Source organism: Brucella tritici, assembly GCF_008932285.1.
GTDB classification, from domain to species: domain Bacteria; phylum Pseudomonadota; class Alphaproteobacteria; order Rhizobiales; family Rhizobiaceae; genus Brucella; species Brucella tritici.
In genome coordinates, this window is record NZ_WBVY01000001.1 from 645,577 (window position 1) to 662,922 (window position 17,346).

Below are 17,346 nucleotides of genomic sequence, written 5' to 3' on the forward strand. Positions count from 1 at the left end.
GAGCGCCGCAAAATATGCGCGATAACGGCAAAGGAATAGCGGTGAACGACGAAGATCCGCAGAATGAGCAAAGTTTTGTTCTCCGTGTCGTTGAGAATATCAGCGAATTCACGGCAGATGAATGGAACAGTCTTGTCGGGACCTCCCGGCAGGACGCGCATTATAATCCATTCATTACCCGCAATTTCCTGCTTGCTCTGGAAGAATCAGGCTCGGTTTCGCAGAAAGCGGGCTGGCTTCCGCGCCATTTGCGCCTTGAAGATAATCAGGGCCGCCTCATCGGTGCTGTGCCGAACTATCTCAAGGGACATAGTCAGGGAGAATATGTCTTTGACCATGGGTGGGCTGACGCTTTCGAACGCGCCGGTGGACGATACTATCCAAAATTTCAAGCCGCAGTGCCTTTCACACCAGCTACCGGTCCGCGTCTCCTCAATCATATCGCCTATGAAAGTGAAACCGTTCGACTGGCGCTGGCCGGCGGATTGCGGGAGCTGGCTGATCAGTCCGGGGTCTCGTCTGCTCATGTCACCTTTGCGCTGCCCGATGAGATCAACGCGCTGGAGCGTGCAGGATTTCTCCATCGCATGGATCAGCAGTTTCACTTTAAAAACAACGGCTTTAAAAGCTACGATGATTTTCTGAATGAGCTGGTATCGCGAAAACGCAAAGCGTTGAAAAAAGAGCGGCGCGAAGCCCTGTCGGATGGCATCGAAATCGATTGGCTAACCGGTAGCGATCTCACAGAAGCCGTCTGGGATGATTTCTTCGCGTTTTATATGGATACCGGCAGCCGCAAATGGGGACGGCCCTATTTGAACAGGCAATTCTATTCACTGATCGGCGAAAGCATGGCGGAAGACATTCTGCTCGTCATGGCCAAACGTAATGGACATTACATTGCCGGTGCGATCAACTTCATTGGTGGCGATACACTTTTCGGCCGTCATTGGGGCTGCATCGAAGATCACCCATACCTGCATTTCGAGGTTTGCTATCATCAGGCAATCGATTTTGCGATTGATCGACAGCTCAGCGTCGTGGAAGCTGGAGCACAGGGCGAGCATAAAATCGCCCGTGGCTATATGCCGGTCACGACCCATTCGGCACATTACATCGTCCATGAAGGCTTTCGAAACGCTGTGCGCGACTATCTCGATCATGAACGTCGCGAAGTCGAACAAATTCAAAATGCTTTGGAAGAGCATTCACCATTCAGGGGTGGTTGAACCCATCCACCTTGCCTGACGGGACTTGATGCGATCTGATCCCGTCAAAAATTTCGCATTGGAGAGAAACGCATGTCCGCCACCTATGACGACAACAATATCTTTGCCAAAATCCTGCGCGGCGAAATCCCGTCCACCCGTGTTTACGAAACCGACGACGTCATTGCCTTTATGGATGTAATGCCGCAAGGCACGGGCCACACGCTGGTTGTGCCAAAAGCACCGTCCCGCAATCTGCTTGATGCCAAGCCGGAAACTCTTGCGAGCGTCGTTCAAGTCGTGCAGAGAATCGCACAGGCCGTGAAGAAGGCATTCAATGCCGATGGCGTAACAGTCATGCAGTTCAACGAACCGGCATCTGGTCAGACCGTCTATCACCTGCATTTCCACGTGATCCCGCGCTTTGAAGGCGTGGCGCTCAAGCCCCATACCGGACAGATGGAAGACGCAGCCGTTCTTTCTGCAAACGCTGAAAAGATTCGTGCAGCGCTTTGATATGACTCACACTTTCAAAGTGTAAGCAGGCCGATTACCAGCAGGATTTCCGCAACCAGCACACCGACAAGCAATCGCTTGCCGGTAATGAGAAAGGCGGCAAATCCTGCAACGGCGGAACCTGCGCGGAGCCAGAGCGGCGAGTTGGCCAATTCTCCATTGGGATAAAGAATAAGCTGCGCGATAACACCGGCAACCAGGGCTGTTGCGACGCAGCGAACCAGAACAAGTGCCTCAGAATCCTCCCGCACGCGCCCGCCAACCAGCACGCCCATCACGCGGAACAGATAGGTTGGAAGTGCGCCAGCCAGCAGAATAAACAAAAACGGCCACCACCAGGTCGAAAAACTGTCCCAGTTCATTTGGCGGCTCCTACCGATATGCGGCGCATCAGATGAAAGCCGAAGGCTATCAGCCCACCGAGAACACCCGTAATCAACAGGTCATAGCCCGGTGTCACATGATGAAATATGGGAAACAGAACGATCCCGGAAATCATTGCGACCTGCCCTGCCCGTTCTCTCGCCGAACGCCAGAGCGACGTCAGAAAATACATCGGCGTCAGCATGAAAAGTGCAGCGAAAACGATAGGCGGAAAAGACGTCGATAACGAATAGACGATAGCCACGACAATTGCATTGGTTCCCACCAGAACCATACCGATTCCGGCAAAATAACTGGTTCGCATATCACGCGGGATTTTGCGCAGCTCTTCCATGGCCATGACCCAAGCGGTGACGGCAACGAAATGACAAAGGGCCATCAATGTCAGCTTCCGCGTTTTAGGTCCCTGCAACTCGGGAAGTAGTGCGACCACCATCGGCATCAAACGCACGGACGAAAGTCCCACGGCGAGAGCCGTAGCAGGTAAAGCCACACCTGCGCTGATCGCACCAATCAGAACAACCTTTGCCGGAAGCGCCCATATAGTCAGCGTCATAAAGACGGCTTGAACAACGGTGATGCCGCTTTCAATTGCCAGTCCCGCAAAACCGATAAACGAACTCATTAATAATAGAGCTGGAATGCTGCAAATGCGCGTGCAGCCGCGCAAGAACCATCGCAGATGACGATGATCTTCTGAACTTTGCTCGGGATGATCGGAATGAATCGGTGGCATAGAGCCACGTTAGAGCAAGCATCGACGCAGTTGCACGCGGTTTCTGCCGCTCAGATCGGAAAACCTCAGTTTTCGTTCGGGCTCGTCTCGTGCTCAAAACAAAACGGCCCTCAGAGAGGGCCGTTTCGATTGCTTGTTACTTCTTACGTGGCACTTTCGGCACCGAAGATTTAGCTGCCGAAGCCTTCGACGAGGATTTCGGCGCTGGCTCGTCCTTGCCCGCCAGTACTTTTTCCTTCTCTGCCTTCTTCGGAACAGCCTTCTTGCGTTGCAGCTGCTTCTTTTCAGCAGGGATATCCTTCTTCGGACTTACCGGCTTATCAGCCACGCTTTCCAGCGACAAATCGGTCTTTCCGTCCGGTTTCGTCACGACATCCACACGGACCGTTCCACCATGCTTGAGTTTTCCGAACAGCACTTCATCAGCCAACGGCTTCTTGATGTGTTCCTGGATAACCCGCGCAAGCGGACGTGCGCCCATGCGTTCGTCGTAACCCTTGTCAGCCAGCCAGGCGATCGCGCCTTCGGTCAGTTCGAAAGTCACGCCACGCTCGGCAAGCTGTGCCTCAAGCTGAAGCACGAACTTCTGCACGACCTGATGAATGACCGGAACCGGCAACGGACCGAACGGAATGATCGCATCCAGTCGGTTACGGAACTCAGGCGTGAACAAGCGGTTGATCGCTTCCATGTCATCGCCTTCGCGTCGCGTGGAACCGAAGCCGATTGCGGCCTTCGCCATATCCGACGCACCGGCATTGGTGGTCATGATCAGGATCACATTGCGGAAGTCGATCTTCTTGCCGTTGTGATCGGTCAGCGAGCCATGATCCATTACTTGCAACAGGATGTTGAACAGATCCGGATGCGCCTTCTCGATTTCATCGAGCAGCAACACGCAATGCGGATGCTGATCGACGCCATCTGTCAGGAGACCACCCTGATCGAAGCCGACATAGCCGGGAGGCGCACCGATAAGCCGTGAGACGGTGTGACGTTCCATATATTCCGACATGTCGAAACGCAGGAGCTCCACACCAAGCGAACTTGCCAGCTGCTTGGCGACTTCCGTCTTGCCAACGCCGGTCGGGCCTGAGAACAGGTAGGAGCCAATCGGCTTGTCCGGTTCGCGCAATCCCGCACGAGCGAGTTTGATCGAGGCCGACAGCGCTTCGATCGCCAGATCCTGACCATAGACGACACGCTTCAGCTCAGCATCCAGATGCGACAGAACCTGTTCGTCATCCTTCGATACCGACTTCGGCGGGATGCGAGCCATCGTCGCGATTGTCGCTTCGATTTCCTTCACGCCGATGGTCTTCTTGCGCTTGTTTTCAGGCAAAAGCATCTGGCTGGCGCCTGTTTCGTCGATCACATCGATTGCCTTGTCTGGCAATTTGCGATCCGAAATATAACGCGCAGACAATTCCACCGCCGTCTTGATAGCATCGACCGTGTACTTGACCTTATGGAAGTCCTCGAAATAGGGCTTCAGCCCCTTCATGATTTCAATCGCATCCGGGATCGAAGGCTCGTTGACATCGATCTTCTGGAAACGACGCACCAAGGCACGGTCCTTCTCGAAGAACTGACGATATTCCTTATAGGTCGTCGATCCGATACAGCGGATCGCACCAGATGAAAGCGCCGGCTTCAACAGGTTCGATGCGTCCATGGCACCGCCAGACGTGGCACCAGCGCCGATGACCGTATGAATCTCATCGATGAACAGAACCGCGCCCGGATACTCTTCGAGTTCCTTGACGACCTGCTTCAGACGTTCTTCGAAGTCACCGCGATAGCGCGTGCCAGCCAGAAGCGTCCCCATGTCGAGCGAGAAAATCGTCGCGTCGGCAAGTGCTTCCGGCACCTGTCCTTCAACGATCCGCTTGGCAAGACCTTCGGCAATCGCAGTCTTGCCGACGCCTGGATCACCCACATAAAGCGGGTTGTTCTTCGAACGGCGGCAAAGCACCTGAATAGTGCGGTTGATTTCACTATCACGCCCGATCAGCGGATCAATGCGCCCGGCCTTGGCCTTTTCATTCAGATTGACGCAATAAGCGGAAAGCGCATCCTGCTTCTTCTTGGCGCTTTCTTCCTGTTCCGTACTGGTGCGTTCTTCGCTGGCACTTTCCGCGCCGCGCGGGGGACGGGTTTCGTTGCTCTGCGGCCGTTTTGAGATACCGTGCGAGATATAGTTCACGGCATCGTAACGGGTCATCTGCTGCTCCTGGAGGAAATAGGCAGCATGGCTTTCCCGCTCCGCGAAAATAGCAACGAGCACATTGGCACCGGTTACTTCCTCGCGGTTCGAGGACTGCACATGGATGACCGCGCGCTGAATAACGCGCTGGAAAGCGGCAGTTGGCTTCGAATCTTCGTCATAACCTGTGACGAGATTATCAAGTTCGCGATCAATATAATCAGTAACGATACGTTTGAGATGCTCAAGGTCGACGCTGCAGGCACGCATCACTGCGCCCGCATCCTGATCGTCGATCAAGGCAAGCAAAAGATGTTCGAGCGTCGCATATTCGTGATGCCGCTCGTTTGCTATTGTGAGGGCTTGATGCAGGGCCCTTTCAAGGCTTGGGGAGAACGATGGCATATGACCTCACTTTTTCTCCATCACGCATTGCAGCGGATGCTGGTTTTGGCGGGCGAAATCCATGACCTGACTGACTTTGGTTTCGGCGACTTCGTATGTAAATACGCCGCACTCGCCGACCCCATGATTGTGAACATGCAGCATGATGCGCGTGGCATCATCCTGGTTCTTCTGGAAAAACCGCTGCAGGACATGAACGACGAACTCCATGGGTGTGTAGTCGTCGTTGAGGAGCAGGACACGATAGAGACTGGGCTTCTTGGTTTTCGGCTGTGTACGCGTAACCACAACGGTGCCGTTTTCCGGACCATTTCCGCCGTCGGTCTTGCTTTGCATGACTATATCGAGATGCCTCATGAAACCTATTACCCGGATGCCCATCTGCCTGACCCAACTTGCCCTATTATGTAGGTCGTCATGTGGTGATTTTAAGCCCTTCATTGGCACTTGCAACCGGGACTTATTGCAATAACGCGGCTTGACACAGTTATATGGCATCGTCCGAACGATAGGCCTTGGCCAAACAGCCCTATGTAAATAGCTGGATTGATCGTGAGCCCACAAATATAGACGCAAATAATTGACCACAAAAAAGCGGCCCCTATAGCAAGGGGGGAACATATTGCCGTTTAGCGAACGCGAAAAAAATACTAAATTCCTCACATAACCTAAAAATTAATTCATGTATTTTGGATAAGGTAAGATCAGATATTTTTAAAACGCATCCGTTTCAAAGAGCTGCCCTTCTCTCCTACCTAGTCAGGACAGCAGCAAAACTAAACTCGCGCAAGCGAGTTTTTTTGTTATCGGAAACAGTTTCCACCCTCGTGAAGCAGGAGCAGCCTCCTGAAAACACATATGCGTGAGTGAGCGATGTTTTTCGGGTATCGATTGGCCACGGACGCGACAACCGTCTCGATTTTTTTCCGAAATTTATGAACAACGCGGTTACCATAAACGGATTGGTAACGCTGATGGCAGTAGGATCACCGAATTAGACGCTGTGTGCCTTTTGTGCCGCAGTTCAAAAAATCCGGGATACAGGTAGGTCATCATCGTGCGTACCGCATTTAGTAAAGTCGCATATGCCTTGAAAAGAGCGGCGCAAGCCACCCTTCTTCTTGCAGTTGTAACGGGGTGCTCAACAGCTTCGACAACGATACCGGCAATAGCGGCGAGCGATAGATATGCAGCTATCGTAATCGATGCGAATACCGGCAAAACGCTTTTCGCTTCAAATGCGGATGCCCAGCGTTATCCCGCGTCTCTCACGAAAATGATGACCCTGTACATGTTGTTCGAGGCAATGCAGGCCGGTCGCATGAACAAGGATACACGTATCCCCGTGTCCGCTTATGCAGCCGCACGTCCGCCTACGAAAATCGGATTCCGTTCGGGACAGAGCATTCGTGCTGAAGATGCGGCGCTGGCCATGATTACGAAATCGGCCAACGACGTAGCAACTGCTGTCGGCGAATATCTCGGAGGCTCTGAAGAACGATTTGCCCAGATGATGACCGCGAAAGCGCGTCGTCTTGGCATGCGTAACACAACCTTCCGTAACGCATCGGGTCTGCCGAACATGGCGCAGCATACGACCGCACGCGACATGGCGATTCTCAGCATCGCGCTCCGTCAGCACTTCCCGAATGAATTTTCCTATTTCTCGCGTCGCAGCTTCGTTTTCCGCGGCCAGACCATCAATGGCCACAACCGTTTGCTCGGCCGCGTTGAAGGCGTGGATGGCATCAAGACCGGCTACACCAATGCATCGGGCTACAATCTGGCCTCCTCGGTCAGCCTGGATGGTCGTAGACTGGTAGCTGTCGTGATGGGTGGAAATACCGGTGCAAGCCGTGACGCCCACATGGCTCAGCTCATTCGCAAATATCTTCCTATGGCAACGCGTAGCCGCAACGCTGCGCCGCTCGTCGCAATGCGCAACGATGCACCGCAGGTGGTTGCTTCAGTCGATCTTCCCAAGGCCCGGAATGCCCCTGTTCCAGTAACGCGTCAGGCCGCTGCCGTGGAAGATGTCATCAACAATGAAAGCGGCGAAGGCGACAGCGACCAGCCACAAGTTCTGGCACTTGCAGCTCCAACTGCGCGTCCGGCAGCACTGGCGGCTCAAGCGGCTGTTCGTCCAATGCCGAAGGCCGCAGTCCCATCTGCACAGCCGCAGGATGTCGATCCGGTTACCACCGCCTCGGCCCCCGCTGCCGGTGGGTGGGCTATCCAGATTGGCTCCCTGCCGAGCGAAGGCCAGGCGCGTGACATGCTGGCAAAGGCTTCGGCGACGGCAGGCGGTACATTGCGCGCCGCATCGCCCTATACCGAGACCTTCAGCAAGGGTAGTGCAACTTTCTACCGCGCACGTTTCGTCGGCTTCTCCTCCAAGCAGGCCGCGTGGGATGCATGCGCCTCGCTGAAGAAGAAAAACTTCGGCTGCTATGCAGTCGCGAACTAATCGATTGCGAGGGGTCTTGCCCCCTCGTTGCCAGCTTCAAACCCGAATTTGTAGTGCGTAGAGGGTTTCGAGATGTCAAATATGAGAGAAACTTTCGGCCAGCCGCCGTTCAAAACAGCCGACTGGACACAGGATGAAGGTAAGACTTCAGCGTTGGGCGCACTGTTCTCGGTGCAAGGTCTCAAGCAGGCTGCACTGCGAATTGCCGATGTCCGTCGCGGTACCGGCTTTCAGACCAAAGATCTGGTCGGGCTGCTTGTCTGCCATGCGGCACGTAACAAGCGACTAGTTCAACCACGGGCGTCCATGCGGATGACCTTGCCGGTGAATTTCGACCGGGTTTCAGTCCGCCTGACGATAGAAAACTGATTAATCACAGATGGAATGAAAAAGGACCTGTCGATAAACCGGCAGGTCCTTTTTCATGAATAGGTTGGCTTTAGAGCAATCCCAGAGCCGCCAACTCCTGCCGCAGCTCTGCGGGCAAGGCAGCCCTGCCCGCTTTACCGGCGGCTTCATCGCGCGGGACTTCATTTTCTGCCAGATAGCGCCATCCCTGAAAGGCGCGGCGCGGCTGCCACTCGGTCGGGATGACCTTGGGTTCGAGAACAAGGTGGCAACGATTAATGCCCTGCTCGTCCGTGAACGGACGCACGTCAAGCAATCGCTGGCGACATTGGACATTGCCCTTGATAACCCAGTAGAGCGAACCACCTTCCAGCAGTTCGTCGATCCGCTTGGGTACCATTCTGGTCGTATGAAACTGTTCCGGCACCAAACCGGCAGCGCGCTGTTCCGCAAGACGGAAATCGATCCAAGCCGCGAGATCTTCGATACTGTCGCAGCCGACGCAAAGTTTGACGAGATTGAGAGCCATAGAGGTGATTTAGCCAAGACGAATGCGCGCTTCAAGCCTGAAGCGTCGCATTCTATCGAGAATTGCGAATCAACAGGCGACCACATTCACGGCAAGGCCGCCCTGACTGGTTTCCTTGTAACGTTCGCTCATATCGTGACCGGTCTGGCGCATCGTCTCGATACAGGCGTCGAGCGGCACAAAATGCTTGCCGTCGCCCTTTACAGCAAGGGAGGCTGCGGTCACGGCCTTCACCGCACCAAGCGCGTTGCGTTCTATGCACGGTACCTGCACAAGCCCGGCAACCGGGTCGCAGGTCATGCCAAGATGGTGTTCGAGCGCAATTTCAGCAGCATTTTCAATTTGCTCAGGCGATCCGCCAAGCACAGCGGCAAGACCCGCTGCCGCCATTGCCGATGCTGATCCTACTTCGCCCTGACAACCAACTTCCGCGCCAGAAATCGATGCGTTGTGCTTGATGACACCGCCAATTGCGGCAGACGTCAGGAGAAAATCGCGGATGCCTTTCTCATCAGCATCGTCATGAAAATGCAGGTAATAGCGCAGAACTGCTGGTACGACGCCTGCGGCGCCATTTGTCGGTGCAGTCACTACCCGACCGCCGGACGCGTTTTCCTCATTGACCGCCATCGCGTAAACCGACAGCCAGTCATTTGCCAGAAGCGGATTGCTGCGGTTATTGCGCCAGTCGTCCTGCAGTTTGTCGTGAAGCTGTCGCGCACGCCGGCGGACATTCAAACCGCCAGGCATGACACCGTCCCGGCTCAGTCCGCGCTCGATACAGCCGCGCATGGCTCCCCAAATACGGTCGAGACCATTATCCAGATCACCACGAGCCATATGCTTTTCTTCATTGGCTCGTTTCATTTCAGCAATCGACAGCCCGCTGTCATGGGCCATCTCAAGCATCTCAGCGGCGCTACGGAACGGAAACGGCACATCAGCCTTGTCGTCCTGCTTCGCACCACTGCGCTGCACACGGCTCAGTTCTTCTTCCGTCACGACAAAGCCGCCACCGATGGAAAAATAAGCGCGACGTAACAGGAGATTGTCATCAGCGTCGTATGCAGAGAAAGCCATGCCATTGGCATGTCCCGGCAGAGGTGTCTTCCGATCCAGAACGAGATCGACCTTTGGATCAAAATGATAGGCCGGATGCCCTTCGGGTTTCACCTTCTTCTCGGCGAACACCTTCTCAACCTCTACGTCCATAATGTCGGGATCAATCGTATCCGGCAAATAACCGCAAAGCCCCAGAATGACGGCTCGATCCGTTGCGTGCCCGACGCCTGTATAGGCCAAAGAGCCGTGCAGACTCGCTTTCAACCGGTGGATTTTCGAATGCGCAGGCCGTGGCCAGTTTCCGCCGATTACCTCGTTGAGAAACATGCGCGCAGCCGTCATTGGGCCCATCGTATGCGAACTGGAAGGCCCAATGCCAATCTTGTAAAGATCGAAAACCGACAGAAACATTCCACACCTTCTACAGCCATCATGTGGCTGATTGATTCCTGATCGCAGCGTCGCTTGCGATTTACCTGATCGTCCATTTTAGACAAAAACCGGCAAAAAGTCGCTAACGCGAAAACCGCGTAACTCTATCAGATAGTGTAGGAAAGGATCAACGCAAACGGAATGCCGAAATGCGGCATCAAATTTCCGGAATACGTAACGCCGCCTGACTTCTAGACGGAGAACAGGTAGGCCATGAGAATGACAGCAGCGAGACCAATGACTGCCCAGAGCGTGACGCCCCAGCAGGATTTTTGAACGGTTTCGTCCATGGAGATTTTGGCAACCTTGTTGTGCAACACTTTTACACAGCGTCCTTCACAACGCTGTTACCAATCATATAGCTTCGTGATCAACGGAACGCAACGACGAAAAACGGCTGAATTACGGCAGCAGGTTTCCAGCACCGCATATGCGATTCAAAAATTCTTTTTGTATCAATCAGTTACCAACAGATAACCTTAACAAAAGCTTTAAAGTGGCGACAGAATTGCGGCATCAGGGTTGAGGCAGAAGCATATCTGTCTTGCCCGCCATCCAGTAAGCGGCAAGCCCTACCCACTCGCGCATGGCCACGCTGAAGCGCGAAAGCGCTTCATTCGGGGATTCGAGATAGAGTGCGAAGCGCTCGCTGGCGCGCGTCTTGTAGTCTACCGGCCAGGCGACAACGTCGAAATCCGCCTTGCGAAAACAACCAACGGATCGCGGCATATGATATGCGGAAGTCACCAGAAGCCACGTTTTGCCGGGCTTGGGCTGGGCCAGTTCCTTTGAGAAAATCGCATTCTCAACCGTGTTCCGGGACTTGTTTTCATAGATGTAGCGTTCACCGGAAAAGCCGAGATCTATCAGCATCTGTCGGGTGCTATCCGCCTCTTTTGCAGATTCTTCGAAAAAGGCGCCGTCTCCTCCGGAAACAATGACCTTGGCGTCTGGATATAGTCTCGCCAACCGCATTGCCTCGAAAATGCGATCAGCCGCACTATTCAACTCGAAACCTTTGCGCCCGGCATTAATGTCGCCGTTCATATAGCCGCCAAGGACGACGATCCCCTCCACGTGTTGTGGCATGTCATCGGGCTTCGCAAAACGATCTTCCAGTGGGGCAAGCAGAACGGAACCCAGTGTCGTGAAAGCGGCAAGAAATAAAATGACAATCGACAGCCCCAGCGCGCCCAACCCGAACCGCCGGAAGCCGCGCCACATGGCCAGAAAGGCAATCAGAACAAGAACGAGGATTATCGTAACAGGTTGAAAGAACAGCCAGAAAATCTTCGAAAGACTATAAAACAACCAAACCCTCCAATATCAGGCCCTTTGCGTGCGCCAATGCCAGCACGAATCCGTGTGCGCCCGCATACTATAGTGTTGCAAAAGGCTGTGTTAGAGATTTGCCGGGAATCGAAAAACAACTGAGCATTTTCGTGCCAGAAGTGCGAAGCGGTTTTGCGTAGGATAATGCGATAAAACTAATATTTAGAGCGGCTCCAACGACCCTGTTTTAACTGGACCGCTCTAGACATTGCTATCCAGTCGGAAGGAACCATGTCTAACATAGCGCTTCAAGATACCGTAACTTCGTCCCGTATTCGCCTCGGGCGCATCGATATTGCACGCGGGATCGCGCTGATCGCCATGGCGATCTATCACTTTGGCTGGGATCTTGAGTTTTTTGGCTATATGGCCCCTGCCACGACCGCTCACGGCGGATGGAAGCTTTTCGCCCGCTGTATTGCATCGAGCTTTTTGTTTCTGGTCGGCTTCAGCCTTGTTCTGGCACATGGCAATGGAATTCGCTGGAAGCCTATGGCGAAACGCCTGGTGCAGATCGCTGTTGCCGCAGCCGCGATTTCAGCCGTCACATGGTACATGTCGCCGGACAGTTTTATCTTCTTCGGCATCCTTCACCAGATCGCTCTGGCAAGTGTGCTCGGCCTTCTGTTCCTGCGTTTGCCTGCCATTGCAACATTGATATTTGCCGCGTTGGTCATCAGCGCCCCGCTTTATGCACGCGCCGATATTTTCAATAATCCTGCACTGAGTTGGGTCGGACTTTCGACCGTGACGCCGCGCTCTAATGACTACGTACCGCTGTTTCCGTGGTTCGGAGCGGTTCTCCTCGGTATAGCTGCCGCTCGCATGTTTCAACGTTTCGGCTGGCTCCAGCTATTGGCTGGCGGGATCAAACCTCAGTTTCTTGAAAAGCCACTAACATTCATCGGCAGGCATAGCCTGGCGTTTTATCTCATTCATCAGCCGGTACTGATTGGACTGGTTTATGTATTCTCGCAACTGATGCCTCCCGCGCAGTCGACACCGCGTGAAGCCTTCACGCAATCCTGCGTGGCTGCATGCCTGCAAAACGGTAGCGAACAGCTATGCCAGCAGTTCTGCGGCTGCGTTGTGACGGAACTGGACAAGGCGAAACTGTTCGATGATGTCTTCAGCGGCAAGATCGATCAAGAAAACAACAGCGCGGTTCAGGATATCGCACAAATGTGCTCTCCGGTGCCCGACACCCAATAAAACTGATCAGGTATTGACCCCCAGCTCGGCAAGACGCTCGATGCAGGATTCCTCAATCTGGTCGAGTTCGCCCAGCGTTTCCTCAATATCACGACGCTTCTGCCGAAGATCAGCACGTTTTTCCTCGACGCGCTTCATAAGCAGCTTCAGCTGCCCGGTTTCGCCGGGCGGCTCGCGATACATCTGAATGATCTCGTGAATTTCGGCAATGGAAAAGCCGAGCCGCTTGCCACGCAAAATCTGCTTCAGGAGATGACGATCAGCGGGACGAAACAGTCGCGTGCGACCGCGCCTCACGGGAGCAATCAAGCCTTCATCTTCATAGAAGCGCAAAGTACGGGTTGAAATACCGAACTCGCGCGTCAACTCCGTGATCGTATAATATTCGCGCACCACAACATTCCTGCCTTATATCAAGCGGACCAGGCTCTAAACCAAATCGGATTTAGAGCGTAAGTTGTGCTCCTGCATTTACGTAAAAGTCAACATTAAACCGATGCAAACTAAAATACCGCTAGCTACAATTTGGTCTGAAATCGGAATGATCAATTCAACGTATCAACGTGAACGTTCAACGCGTTCATGAGGCGCATCGTCTGGAAAATGCCGCGATTCCTTTGATTTCCAGTTGATTGCGACTTGCCATCATATTGCCGCTCATGCGTTATGAACTTGCGAAAACCAGTTACAAACGGCGATTCATGCGGCGCTCTATAAAATTTACTTTGATCGGACTTGTCGTCATCGCGGTGATCGGCGCGGCTCCTTTTGCCGTCGAACCAATCGTGGTGAAGATTGGCGAGGGCTCGATTCGTCAGCTCGCCAGAGACGGCAACTTCTGCCAGACAGAGCAATGCGACGAAGGCATGAATTATGCGCTTGGTTTTCTCGAAACCAATTATGGCCTGTCGCCTCATGACGTTAAATGGTGTATGGGCGTCGATGTCATTTCCCATTATGAGTTACCATTCGGTAACGCATTGAAAAAATCAATAACCGATCGAATGTACCAACGTTGTGGCGACCCGAAGCAGGATGAGCCACCCGGCGATCATACAGATGAATAAAGGCGCTCCTTATGAAGCGATTTTTGCGCATTGGCGCCTGGATGATACTTCTGGCCATCCTCGCAGTGACAATCAGCCCAATAAAATTCCGCCCCGTAACAGGTGAGCCCGTAGACCTTGAACGGTTTGCGGCTTTCTTTCTGGTCGGCGCCTTATTTGCCCTCGCCTACCCTCGCCACTGGATGGGCGTTCTTTTGCTGACCGTCGGCTGCGCTGCACTTTTTGAACTGATGCAGCGCCTCGCGCCCGGACGTCATGGCGAGTTCATCGACTTTGTGTTCAAAGCCGCCGGAGCCATAGTCGGCATTGCGGTCGGTTACGGCCTCAGCCTTATCCGGCCTTTTCGACAGGAAAGCTGATCAGGCTGCTGGAATAGCCTGCAGCCTGTCCCGCGCCGATTCACGCATGAACTCCAGATGGATCGAGCGCAGCAATGCAGCCAGATCGTCATTGGCGGCAGCAAACCGGCTGCCCCCTGCGGCCTCGCACATCAAAGCCGATATTTCAGCGGCGCCCATCCGCATCCGTCCGGCAGCAACCGCCCGCCAGGCTTCGATTGCGACAATCAGGGGCGCATGCGTCGCATCGCTCAACCCCGCAGAGCGAAGTAGTGCGGCAAGTGCCGCCGGACGACCGCCGGAAATAATCGCACAAATCCGTGCGTCATCGAGATCGGAAAGAGCGGCCAGCAAGCTCGCGAAGAAATCTATACGGCCTCCGGCAACGGCACGGATAACAAAACTTGTCGTGATTTCACCGCGCAGACGCAGATGCTCGACCAGCGCGGGAAGTTCTTCCTGCGAACAAGTTTCCGCCAGTTGCATGGATGCGCGAGCCGTTGCATCACCCACAACCTTATCGGCGCGGCGTTCACCCAGAAGCAATTTCACCAGCGGAAGAGATTGCAAAACCTCCCCGACTTTCACAGCCAGAAGATGACGGCATTCCGCAGGAAGACGCGGATGGGCCAGCAAAGCCTCGCGCACGAGGGCATCATGACCACAGCGTTCGCTTATGCGCCGGAATGAAACCGGAGCGATACGGGCACAGCTGTTAAACAGCATTTCAGCAACTGCCTCGTTGTTTCCAACTTCGGCGATTGCCGCCGCGACTGCAAATGAAACATGCGGGCGCGCAGCAACCAAAACCTGCATTGAGGGCGCACCATAGGCCACACGATCAATCAGATCTGCGTCGCTGAGGAGTGTCGAGCGTGCTAGGATGTAACCCGCAACCTCGGGCTGGTCGGCGGCAAGCGCCGTCACAATATGCAGGGGCGAGTGCACACTGGTCGAAAGTACATCTGCCATAGCCATGCGCACTTTCGGCGAAGGATCATCAAGCAGAAGCGTCAAAGCCGCTTCAGCCTGGGCACGAACATGGTCTGGCTGAAGCTGGTCAACACACTGTCGGGCCAAACGAGCAGCACGGACAACACGCGCAGCTACCGGCTCGCAACTGCCAACAAGCGCATCTTTTTCGATATACATTCTGGCCCCGCTCCAGATCGTTCTTGTATTCGAAAAGATTAAATTAAAATGGTTTACGAGCGGTTTACCATGTTTGTTAACCGCATTGCCGCAGCATGGAACCGAACGCGTTTTCACTCGTTTTATCGTCATCAATTCAACGGAGACTTCAAATGGCCGACGAAAAGATCACGAACGACATCCAGCAGGCTCTCGAAAAGCAAATCGCCGATATGCGCAATGAACTGAAGCGCCTTTCAAAGTCACTGGCGTCACATTCTGGCGAGCTGAGAGAACGCGCGGAAGACGCCATGGATGATGCGTCCGGTCGTTTCCGTCATGCCGCGCAAGCCGTGCGTGAACGCGGACAAGTGGTTGCCGAGACGGTTCGAGAAAATCCGGGCACAGCCACGACACTTTTCGGAACTGCCGGAATTATCGGCATTCTCATCGGCGTTGCCATTGGATGTGCCATTTCCGATCGCCGCTGAACAGCAAGAACAGTCTGATGTTTAGCCCGCGCTCCATGCGCGGGCTTTTGTTTGCGCTCTTTACGGGATCGTTGTGGTCTGCTAGCTCCCCCGTCATTGGCAATTTGCCACCGGTCGCAGCCTACCCGGTCAAAACAAGGACAAGCGCAATCATGCGCGACAAGACTGCGACGTGGCTTGAAACAAAGGCACGCAAATGTCTGAAAAGACAATATATTCCGATCTAAAGCAGCTCGGCTCAAACGCTTCGATACCGCAATCTCCAGAGGAAGCCATCCTGGAACGGGTGGCAAATCCGCAAGCTGGTACACCTTATTGTGTTCGCTTCACCGCGCCTGAGTTCACCTCGCTCTGCCCAATGACAGGCCAGCCTGATTTCGCACATCTGGTGATCGACTATGTTCCGGGGCAATGGCTGGTGGAAAGCAAATCCCTGAAACTGTTTCTTTTCTCCTTCCGCAATCACGGCGCGTTCCACGAAGATTGCACCGTGACCATCGGTAAGCGCCTCGTGGAACTTCTGGAGCCGGAATGGCTCAGGATCGGCGGCTATTGGTATCCACGTGGTGGTATTCCCATCGACGTCTTCTTCCAAACCGGAGAGGCTCCGCAGAACGTCTGGATACCGGAACAAGGCGTGCCCAACTATCGTGGAAGAGGCTAGTTGATCGGTGCCGCAGTTGCGGCTGAAGATTGCGATCCCTATTATACGAACAGACCACATGGCCCCTGAAAGGACCCCCATGAAAAACTTCGCCATTCTGATTTCTCTGGCTGTTCTTGCAGGATGTGGAGGAGCAGGCAAGGCCGCCATGGACACAGGCAAGAGCTTTGACCGATTCGCCTGCATGTCGCGCAATTTCAAGGGCGAACCACCCTGCCCGCAACCTGACAGCACAAACCAGAAGGCACAATAAAACTTGAGAGGAGGCCCGTCGTGGCTATCGAACACAAGGACGTTCTCGATTTCTGGTTTTCACCCAAGATGCGGGAAAACTGGTTCAGCAAAAGTGACGAGATCGACACAGAAATTCGTGAGAAATTTCTGACGGCTTACGGAGATGCGCGCGCCGACAAGCTGGAACACTGGAAACAGCAGCCGGAAAGCGCACTTGCGCTTACCATTCTGTTCGACCAGTTTCCGCGCAACATGTTCCGTGGTTCACCCCGCTCTTTCGAGAGCGACGGATTAGCCCGTGATGTGGCGGCACAGGCGCTCGATCATGATTTTGACCGGAAACTGTCACCAGAACAACGCCAGTTCTTCTATCTGCCGTTCATGCATAGCGAACATCTGAGCGATCAGAAGCGTTGCGTCGATCTCTACGAACGGCTCGGCGACGAGTTCTCGCTCGGCTTTGCCCGTCAGCATCACGATATCATCGAACGCTTTGGACGCTTTCCCCATCGCAACAAGGTGCTTGGCCGCGATACAACCCATGAGGAAGCCGAGTTCCTCAAGGAACATGCCGGCTTCTGACA

Annotated in this window: 21 protein-coding genes; 11 read left to right on the plus strand and 10 right to left on the minus strand. The window is 54.1% G+C overall.

Annotated elements, in window-relative coordinates; translation table 11 throughout:
• Window positions 1-41: 41 nt before the first annotated feature.
• Both F9K94_RS03180 and F9K94_RS03185 read left to right on the plus strand, forming a co-directional pair.
• Window positions 42-1,229, plus strand: coding sequence for a GNAT family N-acetyltransferase (locus F9K94_RS03180; protein ID WP_151643628.1), 1,188 nt, complete (start codon window positions 42-44; stop codon window positions 1,227-1,229).
• 72 nt (window positions 1,230-1,301) lie between these two features.
• Window positions 1,302-1,724: an HIT family protein gene (locus F9K94_RS03185; RefSeq protein ID WP_151556449.1), complete on the plus strand. Its 423-nt coding sequence runs from the start codon at window positions 1,302-1,304 to the stop codon at window positions 1,722-1,724.
• Between the two features lie 14 nt (window positions 1,725-1,738).
• On the opposite strand, the gene F9K94_RS03190 is transcribed toward F9K94_RS03185, so the two are convergent.
• From F9K94_RS03190 to clpS, 4 genes are all read right to left on the minus strand, one after another.
• The gene (locus F9K94_RS03190; RefSeq protein WP_151556448.1) at window positions 1,739-2,086 is read right to left on the minus strand and encodes an AzlD domain-containing protein; all 348 of its coding nucleotides are present in this window, start codon (window positions 2,084-2,086) and stop codon (window positions 1,739-1,741) included.
• A complete protein-coding gene (locus F9K94_RS03195; RefSeq protein ID WP_151643630.1) occupies window positions 2,083-2,844 on the minus strand; it encodes an AzlC family ABC transporter permease in 762 nt (253 codons plus the stop codon). Before F9K94_RS03195 ends, F9K94_RS03190 begins: the two co-directional genes overlap by 4 nt.
• 136 nt (window positions 2,845-2,980) lie before the next feature.
• Window positions 2,981-5,455 (minus strand): ATP-dependent Clp protease ATP-binding subunit ClpA, encoded by a 2,475-nt coding sequence (gene clpA / locus F9K94_RS03200; protein ID WP_151643632.1) that lies wholly within the window; start codon window positions 5,453-5,455, stop codon window positions 2,981-2,983.
• Window positions 5,456-5,461: 6 nt separating this feature from the next.
• Window positions 5,462-5,791: an ATP-dependent Clp protease adapter ClpS gene (gene clpS / locus F9K94_RS03205; RefSeq protein ID WP_061346484.1), complete on the minus strand. Its 330-nt coding sequence runs from the start codon at window positions 5,789-5,791 to the stop codon at window positions 5,462-5,464.
• A 721-nt stretch (window positions 5,792-6,512) separates the two neighbouring features.
• Here clpS and F9K94_RS03210 point away from each other — a divergent pair.
• Both F9K94_RS03210 and F9K94_RS03215 read left to right on the plus strand, forming a co-directional pair.
• Window positions 6,513-7,922: a D-alanyl-D-alanine carboxypeptidase family protein gene (locus tag F9K94_RS03210; protein ID WP_151643634.1), complete on the plus strand. Its 1,410-nt coding sequence runs from the start codon at window positions 6,513-6,515 to the stop codon at window positions 7,920-7,922.
• 72 nt (window positions 7,923-7,994) lie between these two features.
• Window positions 7,995-8,291, plus strand: coding sequence for a hypothetical protein (locus tag F9K94_RS03215; protein WP_151643635.1), 297 nt, complete (start codon window positions 7,995-7,997; stop codon window positions 8,289-8,291).
• A gap of 70 nt (window positions 8,292-8,361) precedes the next feature.
• Here F9K94_RS03215 and F9K94_RS03220 read toward each other — a convergent pair whose 3' ends face one another.
• The 4 genes from F9K94_RS03220 to F9K94_RS03230 form a co-directional block, all read right to left on the minus strand.
• A complete protein-coding gene (locus tag F9K94_RS03220) occupies window positions 8,362-8,799 on the minus strand; it encodes a DUF1489 family protein (protein WP_010659965.1) in 438 nt (145 codons plus the stop codon).
• A 69-nt stretch (window positions 8,800-8,868) separates the two neighbouring features.
• The gene (locus F9K94_RS03225) at window positions 8,869-10,272 is read right to left on the minus strand and encodes an L-serine ammonia-lyase (RefSeq protein ID WP_061346187.1); all 1,404 of its coding nucleotides are present in this window, start codon (window positions 10,270-10,272) and stop codon (window positions 8,869-8,871) included.
• A 212-nt stretch (window positions 10,273-10,484) separates the two neighbouring features.
• Window positions 10,485-10,613 carry a hypothetical protein gene (locus F9K94_RS24810; RefSeq protein WP_255362358.1) on the minus strand — a complete coding sequence of 43 codons (129 nt, stop codon included), beginning with the start codon at window positions 10,611-10,613 and terminating at the stop codon, window positions 10,485-10,487.
• Window positions 10,614-10,809: 196 nt separating this feature from the next.
• Window positions 10,810-11,604 (minus strand): YdcF family protein, encoded by a 795-nt coding sequence (locus tag F9K94_RS03230; RefSeq protein WP_151643637.1) that lies wholly within the window; start codon window positions 11,602-11,604, stop codon window positions 10,810-10,812.
• 252 nt (window positions 11,605-11,856) lie between these two features.
• On the opposite strand from F9K94_RS03230, the gene F9K94_RS03235 reads away from it, so the two are divergent.
• Window positions 11,857-12,837 (plus strand): heparan-alpha-glucosaminide N-acetyltransferase, encoded by a 981-nt coding sequence (locus F9K94_RS03235; protein ID WP_151643639.1) that lies wholly within the window; start codon window positions 11,857-11,859, stop codon window positions 12,835-12,837.
• Window positions 12,838-12,843: 6 nt separating this feature from the next.
• Here F9K94_RS03235 and F9K94_RS03240 read toward each other — a convergent pair whose 3' ends face one another.
• On the minus strand, window positions 12,844-13,230 hold the full coding sequence (locus F9K94_RS03240) for a MerR family transcriptional regulator (protein WP_010659960.1): 387 nt from the start codon (window positions 13,228-13,230) through the stop codon (window positions 12,844-12,846).
• 308 nt (window positions 13,231-13,538) lie between these two features.
• Here F9K94_RS03240 and F9K94_RS03245 point away from each other — a divergent pair, with 308 nt between their 5' ends.
• Complete coding sequence (locus F9K94_RS03245; RefSeq protein ID WP_151556493.1) at window positions 13,539-13,904, plus strand: hypothetical protein; 366 nt, start codon at window positions 13,539-13,541, stop codon at window positions 13,902-13,904.
• An 11-nt stretch (window positions 13,905-13,915) separates the two neighbouring features.
• Window positions 13,916-14,263: a VanZ family protein gene (locus F9K94_RS03250; RefSeq protein WP_061346184.1), complete on the plus strand. Its 348-nt coding sequence runs from the start codon at window positions 13,916-13,918 to the stop codon at window positions 14,261-14,263.
• Here F9K94_RS03250 and F9K94_RS03255 read toward each other — a convergent pair whose 3' ends face one another.
• Window positions 14,264-15,394, minus strand: coding sequence for a DUF2336 domain-containing protein (locus F9K94_RS03255; RefSeq protein WP_151643641.1), 1,131 nt, complete (start codon window positions 15,392-15,394; stop codon window positions 14,264-14,266). It abuts the gene before it with no gap.
• Between the two features lie 152 nt (window positions 15,395-15,546).
• Here F9K94_RS03255 and F9K94_RS03260 point away from each other — a divergent pair, with 152 nt between their 5' ends.
• The 4 genes from F9K94_RS03260 to F9K94_RS03270 all read left to right on the plus strand — a co-directional run bounded on the left by F9K94_RS03260 (window position 15,547) and on the right by F9K94_RS03270 (window position 17,344).
• The gene (locus tag F9K94_RS03260; protein ID WP_061346182.1) at window positions 15,547-15,864 is read left to right on the plus strand and encodes a DUF883 family protein; all 318 of its coding nucleotides are present in this window, start codon (window positions 15,547-15,549) and stop codon (window positions 15,862-15,864) included.
• A gap of 196 nt (window positions 15,865-16,060) precedes the next feature.
• On the plus strand, window positions 16,061-16,528 hold the full coding sequence (gene queF / locus F9K94_RS03265) for a preQ(1) synthase (RefSeq protein ID WP_151643643.1): 468 nt from the start codon (window positions 16,061-16,063) through the stop codon (window positions 16,526-16,528).
• Between the two features lie 79 nt (window positions 16,529-16,607).
• Complete coding sequence (locus F9K94_RS24365; protein ID WP_192799431.1) at window positions 16,608-16,781, plus strand: hypothetical protein; 174 nt, start codon at window positions 16,608-16,610, stop codon at window positions 16,779-16,781.
• A 20-nt stretch (window positions 16,782-16,801) separates the two neighbouring features.
• Window positions 16,802-17,344: a DUF924 family protein gene (locus F9K94_RS03270; protein ID WP_151643645.1), complete on the plus strand. Its 543-nt coding sequence runs from the start codon at window positions 16,802-16,804 to the stop codon at window positions 17,342-17,344.
• Window positions 17,345-17,346: the final 2 nt, after the last annotated feature.

Bases quoted from the DNA above. Each gene is read 5' to 3' on its own strand.
- F9K94_RS03185 (WP_151556449.1), top strand. From the start codon at position 1,302: ATGTCCGCCACCTATGACGACAACAATATCTTTGCCAAAATCCTGCGC.
- F9K94_RS03190 (WP_151556448.1), bottom strand. From the start codon at position 2,086: ATGAACTGGGACAGTTTTTCGACCTGGTGGTGGCCGTTTTTGTTTATT.
- F9K94_RS03195 (WP_151643630.1), bottom strand. From the start codon at position 2,844: ATGCCACCGATTCATTCCGATCATCCCGAGCAAAGTTCAGAAGATCAT.
- clpA (WP_151643632.1), bottom strand. From the start codon at position 5,455: ATGCCATCGTTCTCCCCAAGCCTTGAAAGGGCCCTGCATCAAGCCCTC.
- clpS (WP_061346484.1), bottom strand. From the start codon at position 5,791: ATGCAAAGCAAGACCGACGGCGGAAATGGTCCGGAAAACGGCACCGTT.
- F9K94_RS03215 (WP_151643635.1), top strand. From the start codon at position 7,995: ATGTCAAATATGAGAGAAACTTTCGGCCAGCCGCCGTTCAAAACAGCC.
- F9K94_RS03220 (WP_010659965.1), bottom strand. From the start codon at position 8,799: ATGGCTCTCAATCTCGTCAAACTTTGCGTCGGCTGCGACAGTATCGAA.
- F9K94_RS03225 (WP_061346187.1), bottom strand. From the start codon at position 10,272: ATGTTTCTGTCGGTTTTCGATCTTTACAAGATTGGCATTGGGCCTTCC.
- F9K94_RS03235 (WP_151643639.1), top strand. From the start codon at position 11,857: ATGTCTAACATAGCGCTTCAAGATACCGTAACTTCGTCCCGTATTCGC.
- F9K94_RS03245 (WP_151556493.1), top strand. From the start codon at position 13,539: ATGCGGCGCTCTATAAAATTTACTTTGATCGGACTTGTCGTCATCGCG.
- F9K94_RS03250 (WP_061346184.1), top strand. From the start codon at position 13,916: ATGAAGCGATTTTTGCGCATTGGCGCCTGGATGATACTTCTGGCCATC.
- F9K94_RS03255 (WP_151643641.1), bottom strand. From the start codon at position 15,394: ATGTATATCGAAAAAGATGCGCTTGTTGGCAGTTGCGAGCCGGTAGCT.
- F9K94_RS03260 (WP_061346182.1), top strand. From the start codon at position 15,547: ATGGCCGACGAAAAGATCACGAACGACATCCAGCAGGCTCTCGAAAAG.
- queF (WP_151643643.1), top strand. From the start codon at position 16,061: ATGTCTGAAAAGACAATATATTCCGATCTAAAGCAGCTCGGCTCAAAC.
- F9K94_RS24365 (WP_192799431.1), top strand. From the start codon at position 16,608: ATGAAAAACTTCGCCATTCTGATTTCTCTGGCTGTTCTTGCAGGATGT.